The following is a 13,778-nucleotide window of genomic DNA, read 5'->3' as shown; positions in this document are numbered from 1 at the left end:
TTCCACTTCCTCCAGCACCGTTGCCCGAGTGGGACGGCACGTTCAAATGGAAGCGTGATCGTGATTCCGCCGCGCCACCTTCGCCCCCATCAGAAGAGCTGATTCAACGGATTGCGGCTGAAAAGAACCTCGACCCTGCTACAGGCATGCCTTTGGCAGCCGTTAAAAAGTAAACGATCTCTACTTGCACGACAGCGCGATATCCAAAACCTCGCGCGCGCTCTTAAGGAAAAGAAATGCTTGGTCCACGTAGGAGTATTTATGATCGCCTGTCCGAAAAGCGTCTGGCTGATCTTGAGCGGCAGCGCGTTGTCGAGGCGCAGGTGCCGAAGGGCAATTTCACCTCTGGCTCTGTGGCGGTGGTCAATGCCTGGGTGTGGTTGCCTTGCGGTGTATTCGACGCGCCGCTGACGGCTGATGAGCTGGCGCTGCGCCGTGCGGATTTTGATCATGATCCACGCCTGGTGGACTCGCGCAATTTGCGACGGCCTCTGCGTCGCCTGGATACACCGGCTGTTCGGTCGCCTGCCGTCGATGCGGCTGGGCGGGCTGTCGAGATTCTCATGGCGATGTTTGCCCAGTGGGATGAGGCGTTCTGTTCGCAGGTCGACTGGGCGAACACTCAGGTCATGCTGTTTACACCTACGGCACTCAGTGAGCTGGACTGGCTGGCCGCGGTTTGCAGGTTGTGGCCTCGCGACCGTTTGCCTTATTACGCGTTTGAAGTCACCACTCAGCCGGTGGCGCAATGGCTGCCCGAGGTTCTGGGGCAAAGCTACGGTGCGCCCTACCTCTTGTGCCTAAGCCTGGATACCTGGGCGTGCAAGGAACAGATGAAGGTGGGTGAACCCGGCGAAATGGCTGGGGAGGCGGTCAGCGCGGTTCTGCTGCAACGCGAATCCAGCCCCCCTGAACCGCTGCGCGAAGGCGCTTTGAAACTGTTTGCGCCTGTCACTGAACACCATGTCAGCCGTTACTCACAGACCCGCAACGACACGCAGGTGCTGGAAAGCCTGATGGCCGGGCTAAGCGCCCGAACCGGCTTCGACGCGGAGAAAATCAAGGTGCTGATCGGTGATGGCGCTTTCGATGGGCAACGTTTGCAGCAGCTCCATCATTACGCTCGATCCTCTTTGTCCGGCCTCGATCTGGAACGCCAGATCCGTTTGAACACGCTGAGCGCTCGGGTCGGGCCTGCCACTGAGCAATGGGCGCAGATCGGGCTGGCGTGGCTGGCTGCCAGCGCAGAACCGGGCAGCGCCGCATGGATACTGGACCGTGGTTGCGCGGATCAGACTCAGGGCTGGCTGATCGGCTGATCACCCAGGGAATTGCAAGAAAGGGATGTACCTATGAATTCGATACTCGACGCTGCCATTAACACCTTCAGCGGACCGCTCAGTCAGGCCGGTCGCTTGCTGGAGTTGAACACGCCGCAAGGTCAGGAGCTGTTTGCCCTGCGCGCGCATGCCGTTGAGCGGCTGAGCCACGTGGCACGCTACACGGTAGACGTGATCAATCAGACCACCGATTTCGACCCGGAAAAGCTGATTGGTCAGGCAGTGCAACTGAGCATCCGTCTCGACGACGGCAGCCTGAGCCCTCGGCATGGCTGGGTCGAGAGCGTGCGTTATCTCGGCAGCGATGGCGGGCTCGAGGATTGGCAGCTGGTCTTTGCGCCGTGGTTCAGCCTGCTGGAATACCGCATTGATTGCCGGATCTGGCAAGAAATGAGCTTGCCGGACATCCTCGCTCAGGTGTTTCAGCACTACAGCCAGGCCCGGGCCAACTACCGCTTCGACCTGCAACGCGACTACCCGCTGCTGTCATACGTGACGCAGTTCAACGAGACCGACGCCAACTTCGTGCAGCGCTGGTGCGAGCAGGAAGGCCTTTTCTGGTACGTGGAGCACAAGGTCGACAGTCATTGCATCGTGTTCACCGACAACATTGACTCTCTGCCCACACTGAACCCCGCAAGCCTGCGTTTTCATACCCAGCAGGCCGCCGACCTGAAAGACAGCATCACCCAGTGGAGCCCCGGCGCCCGCCTTCTCAATGGTCTGGTGCAGTGGCGCAGCAGCGAATACCGCAGTCATGCGCAGCCACAGATCACTCACTCCATGGCACTGCCTGCCGCATCGGCGCCACCTGACCTTGAGCGCTACCAATACCGTGGCCAGTATGCATGGCAGAGCCTCGGCCGAGGCGAATGGCTCGCACGCGTGCAGATCGAACAGGATGAGTCGGCAGCCCGTCGCATTCAGGGCCAGGGCGGGGCTCGTCAGATGCAGCCCGGTCATGGCTTTGAGCTGACCCAGCATCCGCTTTACGAGCTCAAGACGCTCCAGGACCGTCAGTTCCTGATCGTCGCCGTGGAGTTCTTCGTGCAGAGCAACCTGCCGATCGGCAAAACGCGATCAAGCCCACCCGGAAGCCTGAAAGCACAGTTGGATGCACTGCAGACGCAAGCTTCGCTACCGGCGGGCGATGAAGGCTTCTACCTGAATCGCTTTGAAACACAGCGTCTGGATATTCCCTATCGCAGCGCGTTTACCCATCAAAAACCAGCCCACCCCGGCCCGCAGACAGCAGTCGTCGTGACACCCGGCGGGCATGAGGTTTTCACCGATAATCTGAATCGGGTTTGCGTTCGCTTTCATTGGGATCGCCTGATGAAGGACGGTGAACTGGGCTCTTGCTGGCTGCGCATGATGCAACCCAGCAGCGGTCAGGACTGGGGCAGCGTCAATGTGCCGCGCGCTGGCGAAGAGGTCGTCGTCACCTTTCTTGATAACGATATCGACCGTCCGCTGATCATGGGACAGGTCTACGGCGGACATAAGCCTGCATGGCATTCCAGCGGCCTGATGAGTGGCTATAAAAGTCAGGAGATCCAGGGGAGCGGCTATAACCAGTGGGTAATGGACGATTCCACCGGCCAGGTCAGAACCCAGATCCACAGTAGCCATGGGCATAGTCAGCTGAACCTCGGTTACCTGATCGACCAACAGGGCAACTCACGAGGCGCACTGCGAGGCGCAGGTTTCGAGTTGCGTACTGACGCCTACGGTGCCTTGCGTGCCCAGCAAGGTCTGTACTTGAGCACATGGCCGCGCAACAAGGCACAAGGTGGGCAGATTGATACTCAGGAAGCTCAGCAGCACCTGAGCAACGCTCAGGCACGAGTGAAGGCATTGTCGGAAATTGCCGAGCAGCACAATGCGCTGCCCATGCCGGGCGGTATTGAAAGTCTCGACCAGCTCAACGCCGATACCCAGGCCAATTACGGCAGCGGCGGCGAAAGCCCGGTCAGCAGCAGTCCGCAGCAACGTAACGGCGGTGACACCAAGGCGGCAATCATGAGCGGCGGCCGTGGCCAGACGTCAGGCTATAAAAAGCCCTTGCTGGTCGCATCCTCACCGGCCGACATCGCGACCGTCACCCCGCAAAATACTCACATCCACAGCGGCAAACAGTTAACGCTTTCGACCGGTGAAGACACCAATTTGGCCAGCGGAAAGTCGCTATTGGTGAGTGTCGCGCAAAGCATCAGCCTGTTCGCTCAAACGGCAGGCGCCAAGCTGTTTGCAGCAAAGGGCAAAGTTGAGATACAGGCACAAAACGACAGCATTGAACTGACCGCGAAAGAAAGCGTGCGTATCACCTCCACCGCCCGCACCATCGAGATTGCGGCGCAGGAAGAAATCCTGCTGACCAGCGGCGCAGCGTACATCCGCATCAAAGGCGGCAATATCGAGATTCATGCCCCCGGAACCATCGATGTAAAAGGCGTGAAAAAGACCTTCGACGGCCCTGCGCAGCTCAATCGGGATAATCCGGCGTGGCCGACCGATTCGATCAAACAAAAGCTTACAGCCTACGCCGGGCTTAGTAGTGCGGCGGGCTATCAGGCATGGGCAGGTCAGCCGTATACCATCTTTGCAGACGGGGCCGAGATCAAAAAAGGAGTGATGGACGCCAGCGGACAGATCAGCATCGACCATCACGTTACAACCAGCCAGTACCGTATTGACCTGAGTAACGGCGTCAGTTATGACCTGCCAGTAGCCGCCGATTACAAAGGTGATCCCAAAAATGCGGAACTGGCCAACCGCGGGCTTCACCGCCACGAAAGCGCTTCGCACCCAGACGTCAAACCGAGCGACAATCGCAGTCTGTTCCGTAACAGGTATGACCAGTTGAGCAACCCGGAGTCGGACGCGTGATTGCTTTGGCGTGTCTACGCTCTACCCTATCGTGCAAATCGATGACATTCGTGAGGCTTGTAGGAGATGGTTGTTGGGCAGGCTGTGCAAGTGGATAGCGGCTTGGCACAAGTAGTAGATCGCCTGATATTCGGTATCCACAAAAAGCCGGCCCGGAAGCGCGGCTATTTGTTGAACTGGATAACTTGAATCTTCCCATTCTCCGCATTCACCGAGTAGGTCACACCATTCCAGCAATCTGCGATGACATGAGCGTTGTCATCGCAGTGAAGACTCATAAACGGCTTGTCCGCCTGCGTACCGTGCGGGCTTTCCTCGATCTGCCAGAGCACTTCGCCAGCCATCGAGAAAGCGAAGATGTTCCGGTTGAAGCCCTCGCCCGGCGGAGATTCAAGCCTGATTAGCACTATCCCCTTAAACAGCAGAAACGTGTCCGCCGGGTAAGGAAGGCAGACTCGCTGACTTTCTATCCAGAGACTCCCGTTCTCGATCCGACAATGATGAGAGCTCATTATTCAGCCTTCAAAGCCATCAACATAAAGCGCCTCATAACGCACAATCGTATCGATGAGGCGCTGCCGCAGATACCCGTTCGCATGCCCCAAGGCAGCCAGGATCTGCGCCGACTCCACCAGATACGACGCTCGCTTTGCCTTCTTCCAGGTGGGCGGCGCTGACTGGAGATTGGTGATGCGATCACACAACTTGACCGACGCAGCTTCTTTGGAATGCCTGGCGATCCCTGCGAAATAAAGCGCTTCGGAAAACGGCACGATCAGGTTCTTGCTCAGGCACGCCACCGTTGAAGCCACCTCGACACCGAATGCTTCAGCCAACTCATCCTGAGTCACCGGCGTATCCTCCAGCACGTCGTGCAGCAACGCTGTGGGCAAGGCGATTTCAAGCGCGCCCACGGATTCTTCGCGATGGGCGAAGATCAACTCGTTGGCAACCATCGCCACGTGGGTGGTGTAAGGAAGGTCCGAGCCTGTCATTTTTTGGCCGACGTGGGCATGGCATGCGAATAGCCAGGCTTTGTTGTAGAGATGTTGCGGGCACGGTTTGGACATTTGGTTCAGATTCCTTGAGATTCTCATCGGAGCATATGCTACATCTCAGAAAGCAGGTCATGCAGCATCAGGACCGCAAGGCATGTGCGCCACACAGAGTAAAAATTAACTGCCCGTGACACTCACCTTCACTCCTCGCCCATTTCCCTTTTCAACTTATGTAACAAAGGAGTCTCTCCACCAGTCAGCTCAATCCTGAACTCTGCGAAAGCATGCTCAAGATGAGGATATTGTTGCAAACCCTCTTCGGCAAATAGATAACGCCCTGGAATGTCTCGCCACTGCAACTTAACTGTTATCATGCCGGATTCGGCCAGCTTCATCAGTGGTTCGATCTCAGCTCGAAGCTTTTCAACCACGTGATCTGATTTTTTCAAATCTTCAATCACTTCACGCAGCTTTTGCGTTTTTTGCTTAAGATGTTCAATATTCATAATAATGATTTTGGCGGCAGCTGAATTTACAGAAGGACGAAGGAAAGCAGAAACCTACAACCGGCCCCAAGAGAGAAAATTGCAAATTTTTCTGCACAGGGCAACCATTATAAAATTTATTCCTAAAGGATGCCACAACCCTTCGGGAAGTTTAATTTCCAGCCCGTTTGCTGACTGATTCGCAATGTAATAAACATTCATCGGGGCTTGTGCCAGCACGTAATCTTTTTCTTTGAACCTCTTGACTGCAAGGGCCCCGATAAAAAGCTTGTGAAGTCCGGACTTGTCTGCCTCAACAACCTCAAGAATTGATTTTATATAGAGAGGCTGATTTAGAACTGCTGCGTATATCGAAAACGCAGGGTGGCGACTTATACGAATTTCGGTAAGTAAAACAGCATGCTCTATGAACTCCTTGGCGGACTTAAACCTTATTATCGGCTTGCCCCTAATACAGAATACGCTTCATCACTGCAGAACGGACGAGCTATTTTCGATTTCGTTCTGCGCGAAGTATTTTTAAAAGTGGAGGTTCCCCGCCCGTAATCTCAATTGAAAATACAGCAAATGCATGCTCTAAATCACTGTATTCTTGAAGCCCATTCTCGGTAAAGCGATAACGCCCCGGAACGGCTCCCACCTCTATAGGGGTTAAAATCCGCCTCGACTTTGCCAACTCCAGCAATGGTCTCAGGTCATTATGGAGATGTAAGGCCTGAGGATCTTTCGATGAGTACTCCTCTAATTTATCTTCCAACTTTTTTGCTGAGAACTCAACTTTATCCATGTCCATTTTAATCTCCTGCAACCTGGGCTTTCAAAGGGGCCACTCAGTTTTGTACAGCTTCCTACCAGGAACGTGGTCCATGGGTGCCGTAACAAGGGCCGCCGTGTCAGTCCCGCCGTATGACTGGCACCTTACAGAGGCCAGGTTTTTCCCTCAAGAATTGTAAGACCGAAAAGGCTCTAAGAAAAGTATTAGCTTTCTGGTCAGTCTGCGGCACTTTCACATTTTCTGGCTGTCTCACTCGGTGGCTCGGTAGGAGCAGAAGGTCTTGGAAGAAGCTGAGGTAGTACGTCTCCTACGATTTTTTCGGAAATATTGCACTTTTTTGATAGACGTGAAACGTAGAAAAATACCGAATAAAGGGATACGTTGCTATCTGACGGCTTCAATTTCCAAGCCCTGACTCGCGTTCAGTTGCGGCAACAGACGTACGTACGTTCAAGGATATGTACATGACCATGGATCAGGCCGGCCCCTCGCGGCGGCGATGGCATCAAAAGTATTGCTATCTCGTCAATTTTGGTAGATTTGGTTTTCGGACCGATCAGCTTGATAAATGCCGACGTCATGCGGCAGTCAACGAGGCACGCGCATGAATAAATTCCTGACCCCTCCTACCTCCGCAGCTCTGACCTGTGAGCGCAAGCAGACTGGCTTGCTGGGTAGTGGTCAGCAGGGCTTTGCAGGCGAATCGGCCATGAGCTTTTACATGCGTCCTCCTAGTCCTAGTATCGCGGGGCAGTACGCCACGGATGATTACACTGCGGCTTTACTTCTGATAAGTCAGCTTTCCTCCCCTGATGAGCAGATGAACCCGGAAGAAGCTGAGAGCATGGCGACCATGCTCTGGGGACTGCTACAAAACCTGAGCCAGGCCAAAGACGTATCGGTTGACGCGCTTGAGTCTTTGCAGAAAGCAGCAGCGGGCATTCCGGTACTCGGACAGCTCATGTTTTCTCCAGGAAATATACCTGGAACCTTGGCAAGCGGCTCTGGCCTCATCATGGCCGCAACCAAAGCCAAAAAAGTATCTGACATGCTTGATCTAACCTCAGCGCAGCATACTAAACTTCGCAAATGGGCAAATCAAAGGGGGGGACCTAATGCCAGCACCGCGGGCAAGGCCTTAAAAGGAAGAATTAAAGTGCTGCGTATCGGTGGAAAATTATTCTTGGATATCCCGCTTACCCTTGAAGCCAAAGATTATAAGATATTAGGTGAGATTGGTAAGTCATCTGTAAAAATCCCTGTAAATGAAGCTCGAAGCAAGCTTAATAAAAGAGTGCACCTTCATGCCAACGGGGCTAGAGGCAGTCTCAAGGTGATGAATGGCACTCTCATGGGCGCAGCCCTCGCAGTCGGGCCCCAAGCCTACCTAGACTGGACAAGCTCAAGCAGTAACGAGGAGTTTTACAGAAAGTCAGCGGAGAGCCAACCTACCAACGTCGCCGCATTCGCCGTCGGTGCTATTGTGACGTTTGGACTTGGCTTTGTTGGCACGCCGCTGGTGGCCGTCATAGCCATCGGATGGGGGGCTGGTCTACTCGCCCAATATGCCATGGCGAAGACCGGTGGAGATAAAATGGCGGAGAAAGCAATCAAGGAATACCTGCCATAATGAGCACTATTTACGATCCAGACGCGCGAACGGTCAAGCAGGCATCCATAGCTATATTTTTACTCACCGTGACCCTTGGCGTTATGGGGCCAGTAAGCTTTTCGGGTGGCTGGTGGATTTACGGGTGCTTATCGCTAGCGGCTTTTATTTATATGCTTTACATAAAATATACATGTGAGCGGTATACATTATTTGCCTCGAGCTACTTCACACTCTTGATTTTCCTTCTTGCCTTTGCACCAGCATGCGTAAGCTACATGGTTGTTACAGATGACTTAGGTGGAACCAAACTCTTGGGAGTGGCTGCCACTTTATCTATATTAGCCTTTGTCATGTTGGTATACTTATTTATCTACCTGACGCCGACAAAAAACTTTCCATTTGAAGTATCTGGCAATAAAGTTTCTTTCAGCGCCCCCGATATATCCAGCTTCCAGTCCGGCATTATTGCAGGCGCCGGGACACTCGTAGCGTCTGTAGTTATAAGGTCTGTCACCTCACTGACAACAGGCATTCTTATAATCCTGCTTTTTTTATTCGGTTGCATCTTTATACTTATCCATTCCCGTCATCTTATTAGAGGCCTGCGCACCCTACGCATCCAGGAAAAGACCATGCCCGCCCCCTACACCTTTATGCAAATCGATGATATTCGCGAAGCTCGCAGTCGTTGGTGGCTAAGCAGGTTGTTCAGATGGGTCGCTTCCCTACGCGAATCGTCGGGTGCGTGATGTTTGATAATGATATGAGCAGGCTGCCCCAGCCTAACGACGTGCTATCGGTTAAGGAGTAATTGGAGCGATGGATCTATCCTCACTGTTTACGGCGCAGAACAGACGACTGTTCAAGCTGACGATGGCCCTCAAGGGTGGCCAGGAGCTGTTGCTTGATTCCTTCGCCGGTAGTGAAGGTTTATCGGCTGATTTCGGGTTTCAACTCGATCTGATTTCTGATGACGCGAGCGTAAAGCTAAAGTCCGCTATAGGGCAGTCCGCGACCATTGAAATCGAACTCGCCACCGGAGGCAGCCGTTACATTAACGGTCATGTATTGAGCTTCGGTAACAATGGCAGCGACGGTGGCATGTCGCGCTATTCAGCCTACATAGGCTCGTGGTTGAGCCTGATTGCGCAGAGGTACGATTCTCAGATCTATCAGGATCAGACAGTGGAGCAGGTGATCCGGAAGGTATTGGGTCGCTACGATGGGCTTGCGAAGTACGAGTTCCGTGTCAATCGCACGCTCAAGCCATACAGCTACATCACCCAATACCGCGAAAGCGATAGTCACTTCGTCATGCGCCTGCTGGAGCAGGAGGGTTTGTTCTTCTACTTTGAGCATACGGCGGACAGCCATACGCTGATCATCATGGACGACTCGACTGTACTCACACCGCTTCCAGAGCAGCCTCAGGTTCGCTTCCATACAGCTTCTGTAACCGAAACCTCTGACTCCATCACCCACTGGAGTTCAGCCCGGGAATTCCAGGCTGGCAAGATTTCGGTACAAACCTTCGATTACCGGCAGCCAGGAAATCGTATTCCCGTCACGATGAACAGCCTTAATCAACAGGGCGATGTTCCATCGTATGAAATTTTCGATTACATGGGGCAGTACACGCACGGCACGCCCGAAGATGGTGAGCTCCTCGTGCGTAATCGTATCGAAGCACTGGAGCTGAAAGGTAAGACATTCGTAGGGTCGAGCAACTGTCGGGCGATGCGTCCAGGTTACACATTTGAACTGACGCAACATTACGAGCATGACACGGGCTCTCCTGATGATCGGCAGTTCCTGTTAATGAATATCGAGCATCGCGGCAGCAACAATTACACCTCAGACAGTCAGGCGGGTTACGCTAATAAAATTTATTGTGTACGCAAAAAAATCAAATTCCGGCCTCAGATGGATCTGCTCAAGCCAGGCATTTCCGGCCCCCAAACCGCCATCGTCGTCGGCCCGCCCGGCGAAGAAATCTACACCGACGAAATGGGCCGGGTAAAAGTGCAGTTCCACTGGGACCGCTACGGCAAGTTTGACGACAAAAGCTCCTGCTGGGTCCGCGTCGCTCAATCCGGCGCAAGTGGCGGTTTTGGTAGCATCCAGATCCCGCGCGTTGGTGACGAGGTGGTGGTCGTTTTCCTTGATGGCAACCCTGACCGTCCGCTCGTCATGGGCAGTCTGTATAACAGCCAGAACACGCCGCCGTGGTCGCTGCCTGCCAACAAGACCCAGAGTGGTTTCCTGACGCGTTCGGCCAAGGGGGATGGCGGTACGGCCAACTTCTTCCGCTTTGAAGACAAGGCCGGTGCCGAACAGGTGNTGATCATGCATGCCGAGCGCAACATGGACACCGAGATCGAGCTGGATGAAAAGCACGAGGTGGGCAATAACCGCAAGGTGACGGTCGGCGGCACGAATACGGAAATCATCCAGAAAGATACTGTGACGAACGTGCAGCAGGGGTCGTTTACGCTAAAGGTCGACAACCAATTCATTCAGGTGGATGCCAAGCAGTACATCCTTCTCAAAGTGGGCGACAGCAGCATCTCGATCACTCCGGAAGGCATCCAGATAAAAGGCAAAGTGATCAATGTTCTTGGCGAGAGCACCTTCGTCAAAGGTGACCGAGTCGACATCAACAAGTGAGAACGCAGGGCATGGAACGAACAAGTCTCTACGACCGTATTTCCGCAAAACGTATTGCGGATGAGGAGGCAGCCCGCAAGGCGGCGCTGGAAGCTCCGGTCGTTGAAGCTGTCCCCGAGCCTGAGCCAGAACCGATCACGCCATTGCAGGACGTGCCCAGCAGTTTCAATTTTGGTGGCTTTAATCTGGCCTTTCCTGAGGGCGCCCTGTTTCGTGATGTCCAGGTTACGCTTGAGTACAAAGGCGAGCCGCTCATGTTGTCTGTCAAACGCAGAGACGTAATGCAGGGTGAGGCGCTGGAAGCACTTTTCGAAAGCTCGGTGCAGACCTTTCGTGAGCGCGACCCTCAACTCCGTATTATTCGTCGGCGGGACTGCACCCTGGTGGGCTGTACTGCGAAAGCGCTGGATTTCCACTTCAAAGAAGGCAGCGCAGAACAACACGCACGTCTGGTAGGTGCGCTTGTTCCCCTTGCCGGAAAGGATGTGCTTCAGTGGTTGGAAATTTCTTGCCTGATCGATCCGACCAAACCGGACCTCAGCCTCTGGCTGGCGGATTTCGATAGCATGCTGGGCGGTCTCGCCGCACAGTGATTGTTTCTTTTTGATTTCAGGAATTCTTATCACATGGACTACGAGTTGCACGAAGGCAGTATCAAGCTGCCAGAGGGATTTCAGGACCGCACAGTGAACATGTTCGTGATGGGCTCGACGCTGCCTGCCCCGCTGAGCATTACGGTCTCCAGAGACACTCTGCTACCTTCCGAGCACCTGAAAACCTATGTTGATCGCCAGGTCAAAATGCTTTCGTCCAAGCTGCGCGGTTACACGCTGCTGAATAGAAAAGCAGTTTCGCTATCGACCGTGGCCCCTCTCGAAGGTATTCAGATCGACGCGTATTACATGACCGAAGGGCGTCCTTACTATCAACGCCAGGCGGCGTTTCTGATCGAGCCTGAGCGCGCGATCGTATTCTCGACCACGTCCCAGACGGACTTCAGTGCCGAGCAGACCCAGGACTGGGAAAACTTGCTGGCCAGTTTCCAGCCTCGCGTGGCCGACACTTCTCCAGCCAACGGTAGCGAACAGGAGTAACGCTCATGTTCGAGGCCGCGCGCTTTGGTGACGAAATATCGCATACCGGCGCCCTGGGGGGCTTCCTGATCGGGGCTGTGCTCGGTATTGCGCTCATTGCGACGGTGGCGATCGCAACCTTCACGTGCGGGTTCGGCGTGGCTCTTCTGGCAGGACTTGCAGCAGGCGTCGGAGGTAGCCTGCTCACCGCCGCAGGAGAGGCCATAGGGAGTATGTTTTCCTCCCCTTCCGGCACGATCATCACGGCCTCACCCAATGTGTACATCAACAACCGCAAGGCAGCGCATGTTGAAAAAAGCATTGGTGCCTGTGACAAGCATCCGGGGCCGGTCAAGATTGCCGAGGGTTCGACCAACGTCTTCATCAACAGTGTGGCGGCGGCGCGCAAAGGCGATAAGCTGACCTGTGGCGCGACCATCTCCGGCGGCTCCGACAACGTATTTATCGGCGGCGGCAGGTATCGCTATCTGCCAGTGGACGACGAAATTCCAGGCTGGCTGCGCACTACCGTCGATGTACTGATGGCCGTGGCGGGTGCGGCAGGTGGTATAGCCCAGTTGATCAAGGCCGGAACGCAGGCAGGCATGAAAGCAGTGCTGCCCTGCGCCCTGAAGTTCACCGCAGGTTTCGTCGCCGGCGAAGTGGGCAGTCGCTACGTGGTTGAACCTGTGATGCGCAGTGCGATCGGCGGCCTGAGCGGCAACCCGGTCGACACCACGACTGGCCGCAAGCTGATCCCGGATGAGATCGACTTCAGCCTGCCGGGCCTGATGCCCATCGAATGGTCGCGTTTTTACGCCAGCAACCTGAATGTCGACAGCGTACTCGGCAAAGGCTGGGTGCTGCCGTGGGAGCAAAGCCTGCGCAAGCGCGGCAGCTTCCTCTACCTTACGGACAATCAGGGCCGCACCGTACCGTTCGTGGACATAGCGCCCGGCCAGCGCATCTACAACCCCCACGAACAGGTCTATCTGGTCTGCACGCAGGGTGGTCACTACCTGCTGCAGACGCTGGACAACATCTTCTTCTACTTCGGCGAAGTGCCTGACGACAACAAACCGGTTCCGTTGGATCGTATCGAAAACGCACTCGGTCACTTCCTGCATTTCACCCGCACCGAACAAGGCACGCTGACCGACATCAGCGCGACGGGCGGCGTGCGTGTGCACCTGCATTACGACGAAGTGACGACACGCCTGACCTCGGTCAAGCGCATCGTCGACAACGAGGCTGTTGAAACCCTGGTTCAATACCACTACGACAGCAACGGTCAGCTCGCTGAGGTGTTCAACCGCAACGGTGATTCAGTGCGCCGTTTCAGTTACACCGATGGCGTCATGACCCGCCACAGCAACGCACTGGGCCTGACCTGCGAGTACCGTTGGGAAACCATCGACGGCCAGCCACGTGTCGTCGAACACCAGACCAGCGATGGTGAGCATTTCCACTTCCGCTACGACCGCGAGGCCCGCACCACCTGGGTCACCGACGTACTGGGCCGCGAGCTGGAGATTCATTACAACAAGGACCATCGCGTCACCTCGAGCCGCGACTACAGTGGCGATCACTACGTCATCGAGATCGACGACACCGGCAACATGACCGGGCTGACCCTGCCCGATGGCAACCAGCTGGCGTTCGAGTACGACGAGTTCGCCCGGTTGCTCAAGGAGACCGATCCGCTGGGCCGCAGTATTCGCTACCAGTACCACCACCTGACGACGCTGATCACTCAGGTCGATTACCCGGATGGCAGTACCTGGAAGGCAAACTACGATGCCAAAGGCAACCTCGTTGCCGAGATCGATGCGCTGGGCCACAAGACCGAATACCTCAACGGTGAGGACGGCCTGCCGCACACCATCGTCGACCCGACGCTCAAGTCCAAATACCTGTG

The 13,778-nt window shown here is 55.0% G+C and carries 14 protein-coding genes; 9 read left to right on the top strand and 5 right to left on the bottom strand.

Going from position 1 to position 13,778, the window contains the following annotated elements; all coding sequences use genetic code 11:
• From AO388_RS29715 to AO388_RS20320, 3 genes are all read left to right on the top strand, one after another.
• Positions 1-173: DUF6396 domain-containing protein (locus AO388_RS29715; RefSeq protein ID WP_236713924.1), on the top strand; the 173-nt coding region annotated here is incomplete at its 5' end.
• A 63-nt stretch (positions 174-236) separates the two neighbouring features.
• Positions 237-1,319, top strand: a complete 1,083-nt coding sequence (locus AO388_RS20325) for a hypothetical protein (protein WP_046720170.1) — start codon at positions 237-239, stop codon at positions 1,317-1,319.
• 33 nt (positions 1,320-1,352) lie between these two features.
• Positions 1,353-4,229: a type VI secretion system Vgr family protein gene (locus tag AO388_RS20320; RefSeq protein ID WP_058417010.1), complete on the top strand. Its 2,877-nt coding sequence runs from the start codon at positions 1,353-1,355 to the stop codon at positions 4,227-4,229.
• A 164-nt stretch (positions 4,230-4,393) separates the two neighbouring features.
• On the opposite strand, the gene AO388_RS20315 is transcribed toward AO388_RS20320, so the two are convergent.
• The 5 genes from AO388_RS20315 to AO388_RS20300 all read right to left on the bottom strand — a co-directional run bounded on the left by AO388_RS20315 (position 4,394) and on the right by AO388_RS20300 (position 6,526).
• Positions 4,394-4,741, bottom strand: a complete 348-nt coding sequence (locus tag AO388_RS20315; RefSeq protein WP_058417009.1) for a hypothetical protein — start codon at positions 4,739-4,741, stop codon at positions 4,394-4,396.
• A 3-nt stretch (positions 4,742-4,744) separates the two neighbouring features.
• Positions 4,745-5,299: an HD domain-containing protein gene (locus tag AO388_RS20310; protein WP_058417008.1), complete on the bottom strand. Its 555-nt coding sequence runs from the start codon at positions 5,297-5,299 to the stop codon at positions 4,745-4,747.
• 128 nt (positions 5,300-5,427) lie between these two features.
• The gene (locus AO388_RS20305) at positions 5,428-5,733 is read right to left on the bottom strand and encodes a hypothetical protein (RefSeq protein WP_003434871.1); all 306 of its coding nucleotides are present in this window, start codon (positions 5,731-5,733) and stop codon (positions 5,428-5,430) included.
• Between the two features lie 54 nt (positions 5,734-5,787).
• Entirely contained in the window at positions 5,788-6,141 is a 354-nt protein-coding gene (locus AO388_RS27875; RefSeq protein ID WP_411269264.1) for an immunity protein Tsi6 family protein, read from the bottom strand.
• A gap of 79 nt (positions 6,142-6,220) precedes the next feature.
• Positions 6,221-6,526 carry a hypothetical protein gene (locus tag AO388_RS20300; protein ID WP_058417007.1) on the bottom strand — a complete coding sequence of 102 codons (306 nt, stop codon included), beginning with the start codon at positions 6,524-6,526 and terminating at the stop codon, positions 6,221-6,223.
• A 586-nt stretch (positions 6,527-7,112) separates the two neighbouring features.
• Between AO388_RS20300 and AO388_RS20295 the strand changes: the two genes are divergently transcribed.
• From AO388_RS20295 to AO388_RS20270, 6 genes are all read left to right on the top strand, one after another.
• The gene (locus tag AO388_RS20295) at positions 7,113-8,138 is read left to right on the top strand and encodes a hypothetical protein (RefSeq protein ID WP_003434876.1); all 1,026 of its coding nucleotides are present in this window, start codon (positions 7,113-7,115) and stop codon (positions 8,136-8,138) included.
• On the top strand, positions 8,138-8,869 hold the full coding sequence (locus AO388_RS20290) for a hypothetical protein (RefSeq protein ID WP_003434878.1): 732 nt from the start codon (positions 8,138-8,140) through the stop codon (positions 8,867-8,869). The genes AO388_RS20295 and AO388_RS20290 overlap by 1 nt, the downstream gene beginning before the upstream one ends.
• Positions 8,870-8,939: 70 nt before the next feature.
• A complete protein-coding gene (gene tssI / locus AO388_RS20285) occupies positions 8,940-10,787 on the top strand; it encodes a type VI secretion system tip protein TssI/VgrG (protein ID WP_058417006.1) in 1,848 nt (615 codons plus the stop codon).
• An 11-nt stretch (positions 10,788-10,798) separates the two neighbouring features.
• Positions 10,799-11,380 (top strand): DcrB-related protein, encoded by a 582-nt coding sequence (locus tag AO388_RS20280; protein WP_003420357.1) that lies wholly within the window; start codon positions 10,799-10,801, stop codon positions 11,378-11,380.
• 33 nt (positions 11,381-11,413) lie between these two features.
• The gene (locus tag AO388_RS20275) at positions 11,414-11,881 is read left to right on the top strand and encodes a DcrB-related protein (RefSeq protein WP_003318825.1); all 468 of its coding nucleotides are present in this window, start codon (positions 11,414-11,416) and stop codon (positions 11,879-11,881) included.
• A 5-nt stretch (positions 11,882-11,886) separates the two neighbouring features.
• Positions 11,887-13,778: DUF6531 domain-containing protein (locus AO388_RS20270; RefSeq protein ID WP_177343134.1), on the top strand; the 1,892-nt coding region annotated here is incomplete at its 3' end.

It is taken from the genome of Pseudomonas sp. ICMP 10191, from assembly GCF_001467335.1.
Taxonomy (GTDB): domain Bacteria; phylum Pseudomonadota; class Gammaproteobacteria; order Pseudomonadales; family Pseudomonadaceae; genus Aquipseudomonas; species Aquipseudomonas cerasi.
This window is presented reverse-complemented; position numbering and strand designations above follow the sequence as displayed.